This is a genomic window from Lysobacter enzymogenes (assembly GCF_900106525.1).
GTDB lineage: Bacteria > Pseudomonadota > Gammaproteobacteria > Xanthomonadales > Xanthomonadaceae > Lysobacter > Lysobacter enzymogenes.
This window is the reverse complement of record NZ_FNOG01000007.1, coordinates 296,688-315,354: the sequence shown is the minus strand read 5'-3', so window position 1 is coordinate 315,354 and position 18,667 is coordinate 296,688. Positions and strand designations below refer to the sequence as shown.

Sequence of the window (18,667 nt, the reverse complement as noted above, 5' to 3'; positions counted from 1 at the left end):
GGGATGCGCCACACAGGCCATCCATGGCCTGGGTGGCGCACGGCGCGCGTCCTGCGCGCCGCCCTTCGGGTCTCTACTTGCCTGTGGCGAGTTCGAGGCGGCGGGGGGAGCGAAGAGCAACGGCAACAGCAACGGCAAAATCAAAATGGATTCCGGCTTTCGCCGGAATGACGAGTGGGAGTTTGCGGGGTGTCGGGTGCTGCAGCGGAACTGAGTCGATTCGATTGGCTGCCAGCTCCCGCAGAAACAGCAAACTGCGGCCACGACACTCCCATTCGACACAACACCACTCTCACCCCTCGCCAGCACCACCCTCACCCGGCGCATCCACCCGCTCGCCCTCATCCCCATAAAAAACCGTGCCGATCCGAATCCGATCGCGCCCCTGCGCCCGTCGATGGCGATTGGTATCGCGCAACGAATACACGCAGCCGCAATACTCCTGCTGATAGAAACGCTCGCGCTTGCTGATCTCGATCATGCGCTGCGCCCCGCCGCCCTTGCGCCAGTTGTAGTCCCAGTACGCCAAACCCGGATACCGCGCCGCTGCGCGGTGGCCGCAGTCGTTGATCTGCTCCATGTTCTTCCAGCGCGAGATTCCCAGCGAACTGCTGATCGCGGCGAAGCCGTGCTCGTGCGCGTACAGCGCGGTGCGCTCGAAACGCATGTCGAAACACATGGTGCAGCGGATGCCGCGCTCGGGTTCGTTCTCCATGCCGCGGGCGCGGGCGAACCAATGGTCGGTGTCGTAGTCGGCGTCGACGAAGGGCACGCCGTGTTGGTCGGCGAAGCGAATGTTCTCCTGCTTGCGCAGCTCGTATTCCTTCACCGGGTGGATGTTGGGGTTGTAGAAGAAGATCGTGTAGTCGATGCCGGCCGCGCGCAGCGCCTCCATGACCTCGCCCGAACACGGTGCGCAGCACGAGTGCAGCAGCAGCCGCTGCGCGCCGCCGGGCAGGGCCAGCGCTTCGCGCACGAGGCTCATGCCTGCGCGCCGTCGCGGGCGAGCAGTCGGATCACGCTGGAGAAATCCAGCCCGCCGCGGCCGGCGCGGCCGTTGAGCGCGTAGAGATTGCGCGCCAGTTCGCCCAGCGGGATCGGCGCGCCCACGCCCATCGCGGCTTCCGCCGCCAGGCCCAAGTCCTTGAGCATCAGGTCGCTGCCAAAACCGCCTTGGTAGCCGCGAGAGGCTGGCGCGTTCTCCAGCACGCCCGGCCACGGGTTGCACACCTCGGTGGCCCAACTGCGGCCGGTGCTGACCGCCATCATCTTCGACAGTGCGGCCGGGTCCAGGCCGTGCGCGGCGCCGAGCGCGAGCGCTTCGCCGGTGGCGGCCATGATCACGCCCAGCGCCATGTTGTTGCACAGCTTGGCGACCTGGCCGGCGCCGCTGGCGCCCATGTGGAAGACGTTGCGGCCCATCGCTTCCAGCAACGGCCGCGCGCGCTCCAGCGCCGCGGCCTCGCCGCCGACGATGAAGGTCAGCGTGCCGGCGGCGGCGCCAGCGGTGCCGCCGGACACCGGTGCGTCGATCATCGCGATGCCGCGTGCGGCCGCGGCCGCCGCGACTTTCTGTGCCGACGCCGGCGCGATGGTGCTGCAGTCGATCGCCAGCGCATCCGGCGCGAGTTGCGCCAGCAATCCGCCGTCGTCGAGATACAGCCCTTCGACGTGACGGCTGGCCGGCAGCATCGAGATCACTACCTCGGCGCCGCGCACCGCCTCGGCCGCGTCCGCCGCCGCGCGCGCACCGAGCGCGACCGCAGCCTCGACCGCGGCCGGCACCAGGTCGAACACGCACAGTTCGTGGCCGGCCTTGAGCAGGTTGGCGGCCATCGGGCCGCCCATGTGGCCCAGTCCGATGAAGGCGATGCGGCTCATGCGCGCGGCTCCGTGGCGGCGCCCAGGTCGGCGAGCGGATGCGGCCGCGCCGGGTCGGGGTCGTGGAAGAAGGATCGGGCCCAGTGCGCGGTGGCCTGCGCCAGCGTCGCCGGGTTCCAGCGGGGGGTGCGGTCCTTGTCGATCAGCAGCGCGCGGATGCCCTCGGCGAAGTCGCCGTGCGCGGCGCAATGCAGCGAGGCCCAATATTCGAGGCGAAAGGTATCGGCCAGCGACAGCGACGCGGCACGACGCTGCAGCTCGAAGCCGAGTCGCGCCGAACCGGGCGCGCCGGCGGCGAGGGTCTTGCGCGCGGTCTGCAGCCACGCATCGTCGGTGTCGATCGCTTCGATGCGCGCGACGATGTCCTCCAGCGAATCGCCCGCGCAGATCGCCGCGACCGTGGCTGCGTGCAGTTGCAGCGGCCCCGCCGGCGCCGGCTCTGCCAAGCCTTGCAGCAACGCCGTCAGCGTCGCGCGGTCGCGCGCGGCGTCGCCGCTCCATGCCGCGACCACGGCGGCGTCCAGCGCTTCGCCGCGCCGTGCCTCGGGCAGATGGTGATCGGCCAGGCCCGCGTGGACCGCATCGCCGGCGTTGAGCGGTGCGCCGGTCAACGCCAGAAACAGGCCGGCGCGCTCGGGCACCCGCGCCAGCAGCCAGCTGCCGCCGACATCGGGATACAGGCCGACGGTGATTTCCGGGAACGCCAGCCGCGAGCGCTCGCTGACCACGCGATGGCTGGCCCCGGCCATCAGGCCGATGCCGCCGCCCATGACGATGCCGTGGCCCCAGCACAACAGCGGCTTGGGATAGGTATGGATGCGGTAATCGAGGCGGTATTCGGTTGCGAAGAACGCCTCGGCATGAACGTTGCCGCGCGGGTCGGCGAACTCGTCGCCGCTCCAGCGCGCGCGCGCCTGATGCTCGCGCATGCCGCGGTACAGCCCGTGCAGGTCGCCGCCGGCGCAGAAGGCTTTCTCGCCCGCGCCTTGCAGCCACACCATCGCCACCGCCGGGTCGTCCGCCCATCGGCGCAACTGCGCGTCGAGCAATTGCGCCATTTCCAGCGACAAGCCGTTGAGCGTGGCCGACGCATTGAGAGTGGCGATGCCGACGCGGCCGTGCGCGCCTTCGCGCTGTTCGAACAACACCGGCGGCTGCGGCGCCTCCTGCAGATGCGCGTTCATGCGTTCTTCCACTGCGGCGCGCGCTTGCCCAGGAATGCGGCCACGCCTTCGACCTGATCGGCGCTGTCGAACAGGTCGACGAAGGCCTCGCGCTCGCGCACCAGCGCGGTCGCGTGCGGCTGGCTGCGGGTGGCCTGGACCAGCGCCTTGCACGCGGCCACGCTGGTCGGGCTCTGCTTTTCGGCCTGCTTCGCCCACTCCAGCGCGCGCGCCAGCGCCTGGCCTTTGGGCACCACTTCTTCGACCAGGCCGATGCGCAGCGCGGTCGCCGCGTCGATGCGCTCGCCAAGCAGGATCATGCGCTTGGCCCAGCCTTCGCCGACCAGCCGCGGCAGGTTCTGGGTGCCGCCGGCGCAGGGCAGCAGACCGACGGTGGCCTCCGGCAGCGCCAGCTGCGCCTGTTCCTCGACGATGCGCAGGTCGCAGGCCATCGCGCATTCCAGGCCGCCGCCCATGGCGTAGCCGTTGATCGCAGCGATTGACACGCCGCGGAACGCGCTGAGCGTCTCGAAGGCCTCGCCGAAACGGCGCGCGGCTTCGCGCGCAAGGGCCTTGTCGCCGTCGGCGAACTGCTTGAGGTCGGCGCCGGCGCTGAAGAACTTCTCGCCCTCGCCGACGATCACCAGGGCGTAGACCGCGCGGTCGGCGTCGAGGTCGCGGACCAGATCGCGCAAGGCGGCCAGGCTGTCGCGGGTCCAGGTATTGGCCGGCGGGTTGCTCAGCTCGACCACCGCAGTGTGGCCGTCGATGCGCAGCTTCAGCCCCGCATAGGTCTTGGCGCTCGAACTCATCGCAATTCCTCTTCGCTGTTGAGCAGGTGGCGCGCGATGATCACGCGCATGATTTCGTTGGTGCCTTCCAGGATCTGGTGCACGCGGCAGTCGCGCAGCAGCCGTTCGATCGGGTATTCGCGGATGTAGCCGTAGCCGCCGTGGATCTGCAGCGCCTCGTTGCAGATCGAAAAGCCCGCGTCGGTGGCGAAGCGCTTGGCCATCGCGCACCACACCGTGGCGTCGCTGGTAGCGGCATCGACCTTGCGCGCGGCGGTGTGGACCATCTGCCGCGCGGCCACCAGTTGCGTGGCCATGTCCGCGAGCTTGAACTGCAAGGCCTGGAACTCGGCGAGCTTCTTGCCGAACTGGCGCCGCTCGCCCATGTAGCGGCGCGCCGCATCGAGCGCGCCCTGGGCCGCGCCGAGCGAACAACTGGCGATGTTGAGGCGGCCGCCGTCCAGCCCCTTCATCGCGATCTTGAAGCCGTCGCCCTCCTGACCGAGCCGATGCGAGGCCGGCACGCGCACGCCTTCGAAGGCGATGCCGCGGGTGGGCTGGCTGTTCCAGCCCATCTTCTCTTCCTTGCGTCCGTACACGATCCCGGCCGCATCGGCTGGCACCGCGAACGCGCTGATGCCGCGCGCGCCGTCGCCGCCGGTGCGCGCCATCACCACCAACAGGTCGGTGGAACCCGCGCCGGAAATGAAAGCCTTGGTGCCGTCGATCACGTAGTCGCCGCCGTCGCGCACCGCGCGCGTGCGCAGCGAGGCCGCGTCGGAACCGGCGCCGGGCTCGGTCAGGCAGTACGAGGCCAGCTTGCGGCCGCCGGCCAAGTCCGCGCTCCACTGCGCGCGCACCGCCTCGCCGGCATGCGCGGCGAACATCCAGGTCGCCATGTTGTGGATGCTGATGAAGGCCGCGGTGGACGGATCGGCCGCGGCCAGTTCCTCGAACACGATCGCCGCATCCAGCCGGCTCAGGCCCGAGCCGCCGGCGGCTTCGTCCACGTACAGCCCGCAGAAGCCCAGTTCGCCGGCGTGGGCGATGGCCTCGCGCGGGAACGTGCTGTGCGCGTCCCACTGCGCCGCGTGCGGCGCCAGTTCGGCGCGGGCGAAGTCGCGCGCGGCGTCGCGGTAGGCCGATTGTTCTTCGCTGAGCCCGGTCGGCGCGGCCGCACTGAGCCGCCAGTCCATGACCGCGGCCATCACTTGAGACTGATCGTGGTGTTGACGCCGTGGCCCAGGGTGTCGTCGTCGAACCAGCGCGCGGTGACGGTCTTGGTCTGGGTGTAGAAGGTCACCGCCTGCTTGCCGTAGGGGCCGAGGTCGCCGAGCTTGGACGCGCGCGAGCTGCTGAAGGAGAACAGCGGCACCGGCACCGGGATCGGCACGTTGATGCCGACCTGGCCGACGTCGATGTCGTCCTGGAAGCGCCGCGCGGCCGCGCCGGACTGGGTGAAGATCGCGGTGCCGTTGCCGTTGGGATTGGCGTTGACCAGTTCGATCGCCTCGTCGAGCGTCTGCGCGCGCAGGATCACCAGCACCGGGCCGAAGATTTCCTCATCGTAGATGCGCATGCCCGGCGCGACGCCGGAGAAGATCGTCGGGCCGACGAAGTTGCCGCGCTCAAAGCCCGGCACCGCCGGCGCGCGGCCGTCGAGTTCCAGGGTTGCGCCCTGCTCCACGCCCGCGGCGATCAGGCCTTCCACGCGTTCGCGCGCGGCGCAGGAAATCACCGGGCCGACGTCGGTGCCCGGCTCGCTGCCGGCGTTGACCTTGAGCGTCTTGGCCTTGGCCACCAGCTCGGGAATCCAGTCGTTCGCGGCGCCGACCAGCACCGCGGTGGATGCGGCCATGCAGCGCTGCCCGGCGGCGCCGAACGCGGCGCCGGCGAGCGCGTTGAGGGTCTGCTCCTTGTTCGCGTCGGGCAGCACCACGGCGTGGTTCTTCGCGCCCATCATGCATTGCACGCGCTTGCCGGCCAGCGAGGCGCGGCGGTAGACGTGGGTACCGACCTTGCTCGAGCCGACGAACGACACCGCCTTGATGTCGGCGTGGTCGCACAGCGCGTTGACCGCGTCCTCGCCGCCGTGCACGACGTTGAGCACGCCCTTGGGAATGCCGGCCTGCAGCGCCAGTTCGCACAGGCGCATGGTCACCAGCGGATCCTGCTCGGACGGCTTGAGCACGAAGGTGTTGCCGGTAGCGATGGCCATCGGGAACATCCACAACGGGATCATCGCCGGGAAATTGAACGGGGTGATGCCCACGCACACGCCCAGCGGTTGCAGCAGGGTGTAGGTGTCGACGCCGCCGGCGACGTTGTTGGCGAATTCGCCGAGCTGCAGGTTGCCGATCGCGGCGGCGTGCTCGACCACTTCCAGGCCGCGGAACACATCGCCTTCGGCGTCGGGCAGGGTCTTGCCCTGTTCGGCGCTGAGGATCGCCGCCAGTTCGCCCATGTGTTCGCGGATGAGCTGCTGGTACTTGAGGAAGATCCGCGCGCGCGCGCCGATCGGGGTCTTGCGCCAGGTCTTGAACGCGCGCGCCGCGGCGGCGACGGCGGCGTCGATTTCCGCGGGCGTGGCCATCGGCACGCGCGCCAGCACGGCCTGGGTGGCGGGATTGATCACCTCGCGCCAGTGCGCAGTGCGCGATTCGACGAACTCGCCGTCGATGAGCAGCTTGACGGTCGCGACATCGGTCGCGACGCGGTGCATTTCGTTCATGTTGGTCTCCGTATCGCACACCCGCGAAGTGCGGACGCCGCGGAGACACGAAGACAAGGCGAAACGCGGGCGCATGCGCGCCGCACCGCATCCGCTCGTCAGGTCGCCCGCCGCAACGCCCGAGGAGAACAGCGCGTCGCGCCGCATGGGCGGCGGTTCGGCGATGTCCGCCACAGGCCGGTCTCCGGACTCGCGAGCGACGCTGTCGCGTCCCGCCGGCGCCTTCCCGCGCGTTCGCGCAGTGGCCGATGCCGGTTTTTCTCGCCTACCGTTGCGGGGGCAGTGCCGGGATGGGACTCGCGTCCGCACCGGCTTCCCGTTTCACCCTGCCCGCCCGCATGCGCGGACGGCAGGACACCTGTGGCGGGCGCAGTGTAGTGGTTCGGCGGCGACAGCGACAAGCTGCGCCGCGGTATGGACGGCGGCGGCCGCATTCATCGCGCGCGTCGGCGCGCGCGAGCGGCACGCCGCGCGACGCGTGCGGCGATGGCGCTAACGCGCGTTCGCGCTGCGATCAAGCGCAGCTTCGGCCTGCGCTTTTTCACTCAGCTGAATCATGCATCACGCGATTGCGGCGCCATCGCCGACGGACGGGACCGACACCGCGTCCGGCGCCGAGAAAAAGCCGCGTATAAGAGTCTGAGGCGGCCATCGTCGACAAGGAAACAGGGACGTCCGCGCTCGTCTGCGCGCTGCTCGAATACAGCGCGAACACAGCACGAACCCAGCCGCGTTGCGGCTCACTCAAGGAGAACGCCATGTCGAACGATTCGAACGCACGCTCGTCGCGTCGCTTACCGGCGCTGTGTCTGGTCCTGGCCGCCGCCGCGGCGGCGTCGCTGCCGGCGGCCGCCAACGACGCCGCACCGCGCGATGCGCGCGGCGCTGCGCCCGACAGCAGCGCCGGCGGCGCGTATGCGCCGCCCGAGCACGGCGAGCATCTTTCGCCGCAGTTCCGCCAACGCGCCTGGGCCGAAATCCGCAGCAACGCGCGCAAGCTCAAACTCGCCGCCGCGCCGCAACGCGATGGCGCGCGTTCGCTGGGCGGGTTCGCCTGGCCGATGGCCGGCAACAACGGCCTGGCCGATCCGGGCTATCACGCGATCTCCAACTACGTCGACCAGGCCGGCAGCGGCCAGATTCTCGACTACAGCTGCGGCGCGCGCAGCTACGACGGCCATCGCGGCACCGATTACTACCTGTGGCCGTTCTCCTGGCACAAGATGGACAACAGTCAGGTGAAGGTGATCGCCGCGGCGCCGGGCACCATCGTCGGCCGCTCCGACGGCAACTTCGATCGCAGTTGCTCGGTCAACAACAACAACTGGAACGCGGTGTACGTCCAGCACGCCGACGGCTCGGTCGCGTGGTACGGGCACATGAAGAACGGCTCGGTCACCGCCAAGGGCATCGGCGCGAGCGTGGCGCAAGGCGAGTATCTCGGTTTGGTCGGCAGCTCCGGCAGTTCCACCGAGCCGCATCTGCATTTCGAGGTCTACGACGCCAATTCCAACCTCATCGACCCGTACGCCGGTTCCTGCAACGGCCTGAACCTGGCTTCGGCCTGGGCGGCGCAGCGTCCGTACTACGACTCGGCGATCAACAAGCTGATCGTCGGCAACGCCCAGCCCGCGTTCGCGTCCTGCCCCAACCCGGGCAACCCGAACGAGAACACCGCCTTGCGCTACGGCCAGCAGGCCTCGTTCAGCGCGTTCTATCGCGACCAGCTCAACAGCCAGCAGAGCCAGTACCGGATCCTGCGGCCGAACGGCACGGTGTTCGCCTCCTGGGTCCATAACGGCCCGGCCGCGCACTACTCCTCGTCGTGGTGGAACTGGACCTGGAGCAGCTTCGCGCCGACCGGCCCGGCGGGCACCTGGCGCTTCGAGGTCGCCTACAACGGCACGACCTACAGCAAGTCGTTCACCGTTTCGCCCTGATCCGCAGGCCGATCGGCGCGCCGGCGCAGCGCGCGCCGGCGGCGGCCGCGTCCGCGCGGCCGCTGCTTTCCTGAACTTCCCGTTGCGAACGGCCCGGCGCGAACAACCAACGCGCCGCCGGCCGTCATTGCCTGCGCCACTCCGCCGCCCAGCCGTAGCCCGGCCGGCCGACGAACACCGCTTCGCGGTCCATGCGCCCGTCCAGGCGCTCGACCCAGACCTCGGTATGCCCGCCGGTGTCCTGGTTCTGCCGGCGCGCGCGCACCCGCGCCGCGGCCCGGGCGATGTCACGGTTGGGGAAGGCGATCTCGTGCGCGCCGTTGATGCGCAGCCGCCAGCAGCGCGAGGCGTGGGGCACGACTTCGTAGATCGTCGTCAGCGTGGACATCGGCACTCCAGGTCGGTTCGTCGATGCGAGGTGCGGCCACGCTAACAAAGGCCAAACGTGACGGCTGTAGGAAAACCCCGATTCGGCGTCGGCGCGCGTCTACGCTGACGTAGACATCCATTTACGTAACGTAGTCAGCCGCCGACATTGGTGTCGGCGCACCGCACTTTGCCCGCGGGCGAGTTGCGGACCTCGGAAACGGCCTGGACATTCGCTTGCATCATCTACGGAGCGATAGGGAAATGATCCGGGTGTTCATCGTCGACGACCAGCCGTTGATCCGTCTCGGACTGCGCTGGATCCTCGGCGCGCACAGCGACATCGATGTGGTCGGCGAAGCCGGCGATCCGCACGAGGCGGTGCTGCGGATGACGCAGTCGCGGGCCGACGTAGCGTTGTGCGGCTTCAACCGTCCCGACGGCGAGGGCCTGAACCTGGTGCAGGGCCTGCTGCAGCGCGATCCGAAGCTTCGGATCCTGATCGTCTCGGCGGTCGGCGACGGGCCGCTGCCGCGGCGGCTGCTGGCCGCCGGCGCGCTGGGCTATGTGTCGAAATCGCGCGACGGCGCGGTGGTGGTGCGCGCGCTGCGCGAAGTCGCCGCGGGCCGCCGCTTCATCGACGATTCGCTCGGCGGCCGCTTGCTGTTCGAGTCTTCGCCGTTCGACCGGCTCAGCCCGCGCGAGCTGGAAGTAGCGCGGATGCTGCTGGAGGGCCGGCGCAACCGCGAAATCGCGGCGGCCCTGCGCGTGTCCGAGTCCACCGTGCGCACCCTGCGCGCGCGCGCCCTGGGCAAGCTGGACGTGCGCGGCGAAGGCGCGCTGGTGCGGCTGGCGTTCGATCACGGCCTGCTCGGCCGCGACGCCAAATGCTGAATCAGCCGTGCGGATCGGCCCAGGGCGCTCGTTCGAACGCGCGCGCCAGGTATTCGATCAGCGCCTGCACCCGCGCCGGCCGCGCCCGCCCCGGCGGGGTGACCACGTGCAGGGCGATCGGCGGCGGCGCCCAGTCGGGCATCACCTGCTCCAGCGCGCCGCTGCGCAACTCGCGCCAGACCAGGAACTCCGGCTGCAGCGCCAGCCCCAGCCCGGCCAGCAGCGCGGGGTTGAGCGCTTCGGCGTTGTTGACCCGCAGCGGCGCCGGCACGCTCAGCGAGAAATCGCCGTGGCGCGCGTGGCGGAAGCGCCAGGCGTTGCCGAAGCGCGAGTAGGCGTAGGCCAGCGCGCTGTGCCCGGCCAGCTCGCGCGGATGGCTGGGCCGGCCGCGCGCGTCCAGATACGCCGGCGCGGCCACCAGCACGATGCGCACGCCGCACAGGCGCCGCGCCAGTAGGCTCGAATCGGCCAGCGCGGAGATGCGCAGGGCCAGGTCGTAGCCGCCGCCGACCAAGTCGGTGACGCCGTCGTCGAAGTCGATGTCCAGCGCGATCTCGGGATAGTCGGCCATGAACTGCGGCAGCAGCGGCGCCAGGTGGGCGACGCCGAACGACATCGGCGCGGCCAGCCGCACCCGCCCGCGCGGGCTGCGTGCCTGGGCGGTGACCTCGGCCTCCACCGCCTCGCCCTCGGCCAGGATCCGCGCGGCGCGTTCGAGCGCGGCGCGGCCGCTCTCGGTCAGCGAGATCCGCCGCGAGGTGCGGTGCAGCAAGCTGGTCTTGAGCCGGCTTTCCAGGCGCGAGACCGCCTTGGACACGGTCGCCTGCGACAGGCTCAGCTCCTCCGCCGCGCGGGCGAAGGAGCCCAGTTCGGCGACCTTGGCGAAGATCGCCCAGGCTTCCAGGTCGGGCAGTCGGATCATGGCGCGATTACACCATTTTTGGAAACGATGGTTTTCTATCGTTTCTATTCTAAACCCAATCCCGCGGGCCTATCGTTTCCCCATCGCCTCACACACAAGGAAACGCCGACATGATCGAACTGCGCCCCTACGCCGGCCTCGGCGGCGAAAACCACGGCTGGCTCGACGCCAAGCACCACTTCTCCTTCGCCGGCTACCGCGACGCCGGGCGCATGGGCTGGGGCGCGCTGCGGGTCTGGAACGACGACACCATCGCCGCCAACACCGGCTTCCCGCCGCACTCGCACGCCGACATGGAGATCATCACCTACGTCCGCGACGGCGCGATCAGCCACCAGGACAACCTGGGCAACCGCGGCCGCACCGAAGCCGGCGACGTGCAGGTGATGAGCGCGGGCAGCGGCATCCAGCACGCCGAATACAACCTGGAGCCGGAGACGACCCGGATCTTCCAGATCTGGATCATCCCCGACGCCCGCGGCGGCGCGCCGACCTGGGGCGCCAAGCCGTTCCCCAAGGACGACCGCGGCGGCCGCTTCGTGGTCCTGGCCAGCGGCATCGACGGCGACGAAGACGCCCTGCCGATCCGCGCCAACGCCCGCGTGCTCGGCCTGACCTTGGCCAAGGGCGAATCGGCCGAATACGCCTTCGACGGCGAGCGCTACGGCTACCTGGTGCCGGCCAAGGGCGCGATCGAGGTCAACGGCGTGGCGGTCAACGCCCGCGACGGCGCGGCGATCCGCGGCGAAGCGCGCATTCGCGTGACCGCGTCGGAAGACGCCGAAGTGGTGCTGGTCGACACTGCGCCGTAACCAACCGCCGCATCGCAGCCTCAAGCGCCCTGTTCCATCCGCGCCGCCGTCCGTGGCGGCGCAGACCTTCGCTGCCTGTTCTTTCTCCTCTCTCGCCCCTCTCCCGCCGCTACCCCGGAGCCCCAAGTCATGGCCACCTTCACCACCCGCGACGACGTGCAGATCTACTTCAAGGACTGGGGCCCGCGCGACGGCCAACCCGTCGTCTTCAGCCACGGCTGGCCGCTGAGCGCGGACAGCTGGGAATCGCAGATGTTCTTCCTGGCCTCGCACGGCTATCGCGTCATCGCCCACGACCGCCGCGGCCACGGCCGTTCCAGCCAGCCCTGGGACGGCAACGACATGGACCACTACGCCGACGACCTGGCGCAGTTGCTCGAACACCTCGACATCCAGGGCGCCGCGCTGTTCGGCTTCTCCACCGGCGGCGGCGAAGTGGCGCGCTACATCGGCCGCCACGGCACCGCGCGGGTCAAGAAGGCCGGCCTGATCTCGGCGGTGCCGCCGCTGATGCTCAAGACCGCCGACAACCCCGGCGGCCTGCCGATCGAAGTGTTCGACGGCCTGCGCGCGGGTTCGATCAAGGACCGCTCGCAGCTGTACAAGGACATCGCCAGCGGCCCGTTCTTCGGCTTCAACCGCGAAGGCGCGACGCCGTCGCAGGGCATGATCGATTCGTTCTGGGTGCAGGGCATGTGGGGCGGCCACAAGAACACCTACGACTCCATCGCCGCGTTCTCGGCCACCGACTTCCGCGAAGACCTGAAGAAGTTCGACGTGCCGACCCTGATCGTGCACGGCGACGACGACCAGATCGTGCCGATCGACGCGGCCGGCCGCGCCTCGGCGCAACTGGTGAAGAACAGCAAGCTGATCGTGTATCCGGGCGCGCCGCACGGCCTGACCGATACGCACAAGGACAAGCTCAACCAGGACCTGCTGGACTTCCTCAAGTCCTGATCGCGCTGGGCCTCTCCCACCACGGGAGAGGCCGCCGCTGCAAAGCACCCCTGTAGGAGCGGCGCGAGCCGCGACCGCGACATCGCGCCTGCGACGCAAGCGTGGTTTCGCGGTCGCGGCTCGCGCCGCTCCTACAAGGGGCAACCGCGGCCACGCGGCCGCCCGCCAACACTTCCGGCCTACGACGCTCGCCGAAGCCGCGTGCTAGCGTGCCGCATCGCGGCGATCCCAGGTCGCGCCCGCGCCCTGCGCTGCGCCATCGCGCCCGCCCGCCTTCGGAGACCGCATGAAGCTCAAGCCCCTCGCCGCGCTGGCCTTGGCCTCGTCCCTGTTCGCGTCGGCGCCGGCCGCGAGCGCGGCCAAAGCGGGTTATGTCGCCAGTGAAACGCACCGCGTCGTGACCCAGCCCAGCGCCGCCGCCCGCGACGCCGAAGGGCGCGACCAGTTGCGCGTGACCGTGTGGTATCCGGCCCGCGTCGGCAGCGCCGCGCGCGAGGTCGCGCTCGGCCCGCCGGACGCGCCGCTGTTCCGCGTCGCCACGCTCGCCGACGATGCCCCGCTCGCCGACGATGCGCCCGGCCGCAAGCGGCCGGTGGTGCTGCTCTCGCACGGCTTCGGCGGCAGCGCGCGGATGATGGGCTGGTTCGCGGCGCCCTTGGCACAGGCGGGCTACGTGGTGATCGGCGTCGACCATCCCGGCAACAACGGCGTCGACCGCATGACCGCGCCCGGCGCGATCCTGTGGTGGGAACGCGCCGAAGACCTCAAGCGCGCGCTCGCCGCGGTCGCCGCCGATCCGCAATTCGGCCCGCACATCGACCCCACGCGCGTCGCCGCTTCGGGCTTCTCCGCCGGCGGCTTCACCGCGCTGGCCCTGGCCGGCGCGCGCTTCGACCGCCAGCGCCTGCTCGACTTCTGCCACGCCCACCCCGACGACGGCGTGTGCCGCCCGCAGATCGAATTCGCGATCACCGAAGACGACATGCGCAAAGCGCTGCAGCGCCCCGACGTGGCCGCGCTGGAAGCGACCGCCGGCGCCGACCACTCGCTTCCCGCGCTCAAGGCGGTGTTCGCAATGGCGCCGGCGCTGGTGCAGGCGTTCACTCCCGACAGCCTGCGCGGCATCGGCGTGCCGGTGCGGATCGTCTCCGGCGAAGCCGACACCGTGGCCGCATTGGCCAGCAACGCGCGCGCGGCCGCCGACGCGATCCCCGGCGCGCGCCTGACCGCGCTGCCGAAGGTCGGCCATTACGCGTTCCTGTCGACCTGCACCGACGCCGGACGCGAGAAACTGCAGATCTGCGCGAACACCGGCCCGCAGGAACTGGCGCACCGCACCGCCATCGCGCAGGCGCTGAAGCTGTTCGAGCGCACGCTCGGCAGGCCCGCGCAATGAAAAACGACTTGCCGCGATCGACCTCGCGCGCCAACCGGTTCGACGAAGCAGCCGCCTTCGCCGAACTGGGAGATTCTTATCAGCTGTGGATTTTCTCGCACCTCGCCAAGGCCGGCAGCGAAGGTTGCGCGGGCCCGGACCTGCTGTCGCCGGGCTCGAGAATGGATTCGCGCGAGCTGGTCCATCGCATGAAGCGCCTAGCCGCCGTCGGGTTGGTCCACGGCGAAGTGCGCGGGCGCGTCGTGCACTACTTCGTCAAAGCCCAGGCGGCGCAAGCGCTGATCGCCGCTCTGCGCGGCGACCTGTACACCTACCTTACGAAACAGGACCCCAAGGCCTGAGCCGAATTTCTCGACTCCGACGAGGCCGCTCGGATCGCCCGCTTCGCAAGGGATGCGAGGTTCGCTACGGCTACTGCCGCAACATGCGTTTCGCATGAAATTGTCGAAATTCTTTCTTTCGTGACCGTGGCAACCCGGGGCCGCATGCCCTTGTGATGGATTGAGCGGGCGACACTGCGTGCGCCGCCGCGAGCACGCTTTCCATCCCTCGCTCGAGAAACCGAGCGCCATCGCGGCACCGCCGTCGGCGCCCGCCGCCGACGTCCTTCAGTCCACCTCGACGATAGGACGGACCATCGCCATGAAGACCGACCTTGCGCCTGCGGCGCTCTCGCCCCTCGACCTGCGCGCGTTCTGGACGCTCGCCGACGATCTGCAACGCCAGACCGTCGACCACGCCAGCGCGCTGTTCGCGTTCGTGGAAACCGCCAGTCCGCCGCGATTGTTCTCGCTGCTGGCGCAGTACCGCTGCTTCACCGACTACTACATCGCCGACATCGCCCTGCTGATCGCGCGGCTGCCGCCCGGGCGCATGCGCAGCTTCCTCGCCGACATCCTGTTCGACGAGCTCGGCAGCGGCGACGCCGCGCAGGCGCATCCGCAGCTCTACGACGATTTCCTCGCCAGCCTGGGCATCGAACACGGCGATCACGAGCGGCAGGCGCTGACCGCCAACCTCGCCCTGCTCGACGCGGCCCGCGCCGCGCTGACCGCGCCCGGCGCCACCGCGGCCTACGGCGTCGGCCTGCGCGGCATGGGCGGCGAATGCGTCTGCCAGGTCTATCTGGCCAAGCTCTACGAACACCTGATCCGCAATCCCTACGTGCGCGAACATCGCGAACGCATCGACTGGACGTTCTGGGAGCTGCACGTCGGCGAGCACGACATCGCCCACCGCGAGAAGCTGCGCGCGCTGATCGGCGAGGAGATCGGCGGCATGGACGCCGGCAGCGTAGCCGCGCTGGAACGCGGCTACCGCGACAGCATGGCCGCGTGGCAGGCGTTCTGGGGCCATATCCACGCCGCGGCCACCGCCGCCGACCCGGCCGCGGCCGCGCGCGGCGCGCCGGCCGGCGAAGCGGCCATCGCCCAGTTCCACCTCGCCATCGGCGTGCACGACCTGCAAACGGCGCGCGCGTTCTATTGCGACGTGCTCGGCGCCGGCCAGGGCCGTTCGACCAAAAACCTGATCGACCTGGATTTCTACGGCCACCACCTGGTCATCCACCAGGCGCCGCAGGAGGCCGTCGGCGACGCCGCATTCGGCTCGGCGTTCTACGGCGAAACGGTCAAGGTGCCGCACTTCGGCATCAATCTGAACTGGCGCGACTGGAGCGCGCTGGCCGAGCGAATCAAGCGCCACGGTTACGAGTTCGTCGACCCGCCGCATGTGCGCATGCGCGACCTGCCCGGCGAGCACGCCACCATGTTCCTCAACGACCCCAGCGGCAACGCCCTGGAATTCAAGGCCTTCCGCAACCACGACGAGGTGTTCGCGACGATCTTCGCCAGCCACACGCGCGAGATGGAAGGACTGGACGGATTGGTGGAGAAAGCCGCGGCGGCGTGAACCGCGCCCGCGGCCGGCGCGCGTTGCGCCGGCCGCGGGCGTCGCGTCAGTCGGCGACGTAGCGGTCGGCGACGGCCAGCGCCTCGTCGATCACCGCCAGACCGTGACGCAACTCGTCTTCGCCGATGTTCAACGGCGGCACGATGTGCAGACGGTTGCCGGCGGCGAACGGCCACACGCCGCCGCGCTTGCACGCCGCCACCAACTCGGCCATCGGCGCGTTGGTCGCGCCGCCCGCGTTGAACGGCACCAGCGGTTCGCGGCTGGCGCGGTCGCGCACCAGTTCGATCGCCCAGAACGCGCCGAGCCCGCGCACCTCGCCGACGCTGGCGTGGCGTTCGGCCATCGTCGCCAAGGCCGGGCCGACGATGTCGGCGCCGATGCGGCGCGCGCGCTCGATCAAGCCTTCGCTGCGATACACGCCGATGCAGGCCACCGCCGCGGCGCAGGCCAAGGGATGTCCCGAATAAGTCAGCCCGCCCGGAAACGGCCGCTGCTGGTAGGCCTGGGCGATGCGCTCGCTGACGATCACCCCGCCCAGTGGCACGTAACCGCAATTGACGCCCTTGGCGAAAGTGATCAGATCCGGCACCACGCCCCAATGGTCGATCGCGAACCATTCGCCGCAGCGGCCGAAACCGGCCATGACCTCGTCGGCAATCAGCACGATGCCGTGACGGTCGCACAACTCGCGCACGCCGCGCAGATAGCCGTCCGGCGGCACCAGGATGCCGTTGCCGCCGACCACCGACTCCAACAGGATCGCCGCCACCGTGTGCGCGCCTTCCAGCTCCAGGGTCTGCTGCAGATGGGCCAGCGCGCGTTCGCATTCCTGCTCGGGCGTTTGCGCATAGAACGCCGAGCGATACGCATACGGCCCCCAGAACCGCACCACGCCCGGCAGGCCGGGTTCGGCGTTCCAGCGACGCGGATCGCCGGTCAAAGTGATCGCGCCGGCGGTGGCGCCGTGATAACTGCGGTACATCGCCAGCAGCTTGTTCCGGCCGGTGTGCTGGCGGGCGATGCGCACCGCGTTCTCCACCGCCTCGGCGCCGCCGTTGGTGAAGAACACCCGGTCCAGGTCGCCCGGCGCGACCTCGGCGATCATCCGCGCGGCCTGCGCGGTAGCGGCGTTGGCGTGATACGGCGCGATCGTGCACAGCGTGGCCGCCTGTTCGCGGATCGCTTCGACCAAGGCCGGATGCTGATGGCCGAGATTGACGTTGACCAATTGGCTGGAGAAATCCAGCCAGCGCGTCCCGTGCTCGTCCCAGAACCACGCGCCCTGCGCGCCGGCGACCACGACCGGATCGATCTGCGCCTGCGCCGACCACGAATGCAGCACATGGCGGCGATCGTCGCGCCAGGCCGCGGAGCGGTCGTGGGCGGCAACGGCGGGCGCATCGTCGATCCGGTTCATGCGGGTGTCCTCGGTCGCGGGATTGCCCGCATCATCGCACCGACGCGGCCGCCGCGCCGCGCATGATTTGCGTCACATGACGACGGCGAAGGCGCAGGCTACAGTCCGCTGCATCGCCGCGGTTCGCGCGGACTTCGCGCGAACCGCGGCCCGACCAGGAGCGATGCATGCGCACTCGATGGATTCCAGCGGCCGTCTTGATGGCCTTGGCGATGGGCTCGTTCGCGCTGGCGCGCGCCGACACGGTCGATCTGTCGACGCTCGACCGCGGCTCGCCCGGGCCGCGCGCCCAGGTGCTGGTGCTAGGCAGCGTGCATTTGGGCCAGGACCTCAATAAGAACAAGCCGTTCGATCCGGCCTCGCTGCAACCGCTGCTGGACCGGCTGGCCGCGTTCGCGCCCGACACCATCGCGGTGGAATCGATCTCCGGCGAAGGCTGCGATTTCATGGCGCGGCACCCTCGCGCCTACGCCGCCGATGAAACCGACCACTACTGCCCCGAAACCGCCGACGCGCGCAAGGCGACCGGCCTGGACCGGCCCGAGGCGCTGGCCCAGGCCGCCGACGCCCTGCGCGCCTGGCCGGCCACACCGACGCCCGCACAACGCCGCCGGCTGGCATCGCTGTTTCTGGCTGCCGGCGAACCCGGCTCGGCGATGGTGCAATGGCTGCAACTGGCGCCGGCCGAGCGCCGCGCCGGCGACGGCCTGGACGCGGCCCTGGCCGCGCGCCTGCAACGGGCCGAAACCCTGCCCGACGAGAGCCTGCAGATCGGCGCCCGGCTGGCCGCACGGCTCGGCCTGCAGCGGCTCTACGCCATCGACGACCACACCGGCGACAATCTCGACATCGCCGATCCGCGCGCCTACGGCACTGCGATACAAGGCTTGTGGGACGACGCCGCCGCGCCGGCGCGGCCGGCGCGCGAGCGGCTCGACGCCTTGCGCCACGGCGACGACATGCTCGCGCTGTACCGCTACCTCAACGACCCGCAGCGCCTGCGCATCGCGATCCGCGGCGACGCCGGCGCGGCCTTGCGCGACCGCTCCGAACCGCACTACGGCCAGCAATACGTCGCCGGCTGGGAAACCCGCAACCTGCGCATGGCCGCCAACCTGCGCGAAAGCTTCCGCCAGCGCCCCGCCGCACGCGTACTGACCGTGGTCGGAGCGATGCACAAGCCGTGGCTGGATTCGCTGCTCGGGCAGATGCAGAACGTGGACATCGTCGACGCGCAGCGCGCGCTGGCCGATCCGGCGCGCTGAGCGCAAGCCGCGACCGCGCTGATACAACGACGCCCCAGCATCCCGTCGTTCCGGCGAAAGCCGGAATCCAAGTTGCAGTTGCTGTTGCCGTCGTTCTTCGCTCCCCCCGCCGCCCCGAACTCGCCACAGGCAACCGTAGACCCGGAGGGCCGCGCGCAGGACGCGCGCCGTGCGCCACCCAGGCCATGGATGGCCTGTGTGGCGCATCCCTGCGC

Annotated in this window: 18 protein-coding genes and 1 riboswitch; of the genes, 9 read left to right on the top strand and 9 right to left on the bottom strand. The window is 70.2% G+C overall.

Annotated elements, in window-relative coordinates; translation table 11 throughout:
• Nucleotides 1–214, top strand: a 214-nt coding sequence (locus BLU84_RS27560; protein WP_211664570.1) for a hypothetical protein, incomplete at its 5' end; no start/stop codon positions are given.
• 78 nt (nt 215–292) lie between these two features.
• Here the strand turns inward: BLU84_RS27560 and BLU84_RS18675 are convergent.
• Genes BLU84_RS18675 through BLU84_RS18650 form a run of 6 tightly spaced genes read right to left on the bottom strand, consistent with a single transcriptional unit; the run spans nt 293 to nt 6,557 of the window.
• Nucleotides 293–985 (bottom strand): epoxyqueuosine reductase QueH, encoded by a 693-nt coding sequence (locus BLU84_RS18675; protein ID WP_074870822.1) that lies wholly within the window; start codon nt 983–985, stop codon nt 293–295.
• On the bottom strand, nt 982–1,881 hold the full coding sequence (mmsB, locus tag BLU84_RS18670) for a 3-hydroxyisobutyrate dehydrogenase (protein WP_074870819.1): 900 nt from the start codon (nt 1,879–1,881) through the stop codon (nt 982–984). Before mmsB ends, BLU84_RS18675 begins: the two co-directional genes overlap by 4 nt.
• A complete protein-coding gene (locus tag BLU84_RS18665; RefSeq protein WP_074870816.1) occupies nt 1,878–3,065 on the bottom strand; it encodes an enoyl-CoA hydratase/isomerase family protein in 1,188 nt (395 codons plus the stop codon). The genes mmsB and BLU84_RS18665 overlap by 4 nt, the downstream gene beginning before the upstream one ends.
• On the bottom strand, nt 3,062–3,856 hold the full coding sequence (locus tag BLU84_RS18660) for an enoyl-CoA hydratase (RefSeq protein WP_074870814.1): 795 nt from the start codon (nt 3,854–3,856) through the stop codon (nt 3,062–3,064). The genes BLU84_RS18665 and BLU84_RS18660 overlap by 4 nt, the downstream gene beginning before the upstream one ends.
• The gene (locus BLU84_RS18655) at nt 3,853–5,031 is read right to left on the bottom strand and encodes an acyl-CoA dehydrogenase family protein (protein WP_139175121.1); all 1,179 of its coding nucleotides are present in this window, start codon (nt 5,029–5,031) and stop codon (nt 3,853–3,855) included. Before BLU84_RS18655 ends, BLU84_RS18660 begins: the two co-directional genes overlap by 4 nt.
• 11 nt (nt 5,032–5,042) lie before the next feature.
• Nucleotides 5,043–6,557, bottom strand: a complete 1,515-nt coding sequence (locus tag BLU84_RS18650; protein WP_074870896.1) for a CoA-acylating methylmalonate-semialdehyde dehydrogenase — start codon at nt 6,555–6,557, stop codon at nt 5,043–5,045.
• 167 nt (nt 6,558–6,724) lie between these two features.
• Nucleotides 6,725–6,943: riboswitch (cobalamin riboswitch) on the bottom strand.
• 381 nt (nt 6,944–7,324) lie between these two features.
• On the opposite strand from BLU84_RS18650, the gene BLU84_RS18645 reads away from it, so the two are divergent.
• A complete protein-coding gene (locus BLU84_RS18645) occupies nt 7,325–8,506 on the top strand; it encodes a M23 family metallopeptidase (RefSeq protein ID WP_074870810.1) in 1,182 nt (393 codons plus the stop codon).
• Nucleotides 8,507–8,630: 124 nt separating this feature from the next.
• Here the strand turns inward: BLU84_RS18645 and BLU84_RS18640 are convergent, their stop codons facing one another.
• Nucleotides 8,631–8,894: a hypothetical protein gene (locus tag BLU84_RS18640; RefSeq protein ID WP_074870809.1), complete on the bottom strand. Its 264-nt coding sequence runs from the start codon at nt 8,892–8,894 to the stop codon at nt 8,631–8,633.
• 242 nt (nt 8,895–9,136) lie between these two features.
• Between BLU84_RS18640 and BLU84_RS18635 the strand changes: the two genes are divergently transcribed.
• Nucleotides 9,137–9,766 (top strand): response regulator, encoded by a 630-nt coding sequence (locus BLU84_RS18635; protein ID WP_074870806.1) that lies wholly within the window; start codon nt 9,137–9,139, stop codon nt 9,764–9,766.
• Between the two features lies 1 nt (nt 9,767).
• Here the strand turns inward: BLU84_RS18635 and BLU84_RS18630 are convergent, their stop codons facing one another.
• Nucleotides 9,768–10,688 carry a LysR family transcriptional regulator gene (locus BLU84_RS18630; RefSeq protein WP_074870803.1) on the bottom strand — a complete coding sequence of 307 codons (921 nt, stop codon included), beginning with the start codon at nt 10,686–10,688 and terminating at the stop codon, nt 9,768–9,770.
• A gap of 110 nt (nt 10,689–10,798) precedes the next feature.
• Here BLU84_RS18630 and BLU84_RS18625 point away from each other — a divergent pair, with 110 nt between their 5' ends.
• The 5 genes from BLU84_RS18625 (at nt 10,799) to BLU84_RS18605 (ending at nt 15,767) form a co-directional block, all read left to right on the top strand.
• A complete protein-coding gene (locus BLU84_RS18625) occupies nt 10,799–11,500 on the top strand; it encodes a pirin family protein (protein ID WP_074870800.1) in 702 nt (233 codons plus the stop codon).
• Between the two features lie 129 nt (nt 11,501–11,629).
• Nucleotides 11,630–12,460 carry an alpha/beta fold hydrolase gene (locus BLU84_RS18620; protein WP_074870799.1) on the top strand — a complete coding sequence of 277 codons (831 nt, stop codon included), beginning with the start codon at nt 11,630–11,632 and terminating at the stop codon, nt 12,458–12,460.
• Between the two features lie 286 nt (nt 12,461–12,746).
• Nucleotides 12,747–13,856: an alpha/beta hydrolase family protein gene (locus BLU84_RS18615; RefSeq protein ID WP_074870797.1), complete on the top strand. Its 1,110-nt coding sequence runs from the start codon at nt 12,747–12,749 to the stop codon at nt 13,854–13,856.
• On the top strand, nt 13,853–14,197 hold the full coding sequence (locus tag BLU84_RS18610; RefSeq protein WP_074870795.1) for a hypothetical protein: 345 nt from the start codon (nt 13,853–13,855) through the stop codon (nt 14,195–14,197). Before BLU84_RS18615 ends, BLU84_RS18610 begins: the two co-directional genes overlap by 4 nt.
• Nucleotides 14,198–14,498: 301 nt before the next feature.
• Nucleotides 14,499–15,767: an iron-containing redox enzyme family protein gene (locus BLU84_RS18605; RefSeq protein WP_074870792.1), complete on the top strand. Its 1,269-nt coding sequence runs from the start codon at nt 14,499–14,501 to the stop codon at nt 15,765–15,767.
• Between the two features lie 46 nt (nt 15,768–15,813).
• Here BLU84_RS18605 and BLU84_RS18600 read toward each other — a convergent pair whose 3' ends face one another.
• Nucleotides 15,814–17,187 carry an aspartate aminotransferase family protein gene (locus BLU84_RS18600; RefSeq protein WP_074870789.1) on the bottom strand — a complete coding sequence of 458 codons (1,374 nt, stop codon included), beginning with the start codon at nt 17,185–17,187 and terminating at the stop codon, nt 15,814–15,816.
• A gap of 200 nt (nt 17,188–17,387) precedes the next feature.
• Between BLU84_RS18600 and BLU84_RS18595 the strand changes: the two genes are divergently transcribed.
• A complete protein-coding gene (locus tag BLU84_RS18595; RefSeq protein WP_074870787.1) occupies nt 17,388–18,452 on the top strand; it encodes a DUF5694 domain-containing protein in 1,065 nt (354 codons plus the stop codon).
• Nucleotides 18,453–18,667: the final 215 nt, after the last annotated feature.

Bases quoted from the DNA above. Each gene is read 5' to 3' on its own strand.
- BLU84_RS18675 (WP_074870822.1), bottom strand. From the start codon at position 985: ATGAGCCTCGTGCGCGAAGCGCTGGCCCTGCCCGGCGGCGCGCAGCGG.
- mmsB (WP_074870819.1), bottom strand. From the start codon at position 1,881: ATGAGCCGCATCGCCTTCATCGGACTGGGCCACATGGGCGGCCCGATG.
- BLU84_RS18665 (WP_074870816.1), bottom strand. From the start codon at position 3,065: ATGAACGCGCATCTGCAGGAGGCGCCGCAGCCGCCGGTGTTGTTCGAA.
- BLU84_RS18660 (WP_074870814.1), bottom strand. From the start codon at position 3,856: ATGAGTTCGAGCGCCAAGACCTATGCGGGGCTGAAGCTGCGCATCGAC.
- BLU84_RS18655 (WP_139175121.1), bottom strand. From the start codon at position 5,031: ATGGACTGGCGGCTCAGTGCGGCCGCGCCGACCGGGCTCAGCGAAGAA.
- BLU84_RS18650 (WP_074870896.1), bottom strand. From the start codon at position 6,557: ATGCACCGCGTCGCGACCGATGTCGCGACCGTCAAGCTGCTCATCGAC.
- BLU84_RS18645 (WP_074870810.1), top strand. From the start codon at position 7,325: ATGTCGAACGATTCGAACGCACGCTCGTCGCGTCGCTTACCGGCGCTG.
- BLU84_RS18640 (WP_074870809.1), bottom strand. From the start codon at position 8,894: ATGTCCACGCTGACGACGATCTACGAAGTCGTGCCCCACGCCTCGCGC.
- BLU84_RS18635 (WP_074870806.1), top strand. From the start codon at position 9,137: ATGATCCGGGTGTTCATCGTCGACGACCAGCCGTTGATCCGTCTCGGA.
- BLU84_RS18630 (WP_074870803.1), bottom strand. From the start codon at position 10,688: ATGATCCGACTGCCCGACCTGGAAGCCTGGGCGATCTTCGCCAAGGTC.
- BLU84_RS18625 (WP_074870800.1), top strand. From the start codon at position 10,799: ATGATCGAACTGCGCCCCTACGCCGGCCTCGGCGGCGAAAACCACGGC.
- BLU84_RS18620 (WP_074870799.1), top strand. From the start codon at position 11,630: ATGGCCACCTTCACCACCCGCGACGACGTGCAGATCTACTTCAAGGAC.
- BLU84_RS18615 (WP_074870797.1), top strand. From the start codon at position 12,747: ATGAAGCTCAAGCCCCTCGCCGCGCTGGCCTTGGCCTCGTCCCTGTTC.
- BLU84_RS18610 (WP_074870795.1), top strand. From the start codon at position 13,853: ATGAAAAACGACTTGCCGCGATCGACCTCGCGCGCCAACCGGTTCGAC.
- BLU84_RS18605 (WP_074870792.1), top strand. From the start codon at position 14,499: ATGAAGACCGACCTTGCGCCTGCGGCGCTCTCGCCCCTCGACCTGCGC.
- BLU84_RS18600 (WP_074870789.1), bottom strand. From the start codon at position 17,187: ATGAACCGGATCGACGATGCGCCCGCCGTTGCCGCCCACGACCGCTCC.
- BLU84_RS18595 (WP_074870787.1), top strand. From the start codon at position 17,388: ATGGCCTTGGCGATGGGCTCGTTCGCGCTGGCGCGCGCCGACACGGTC.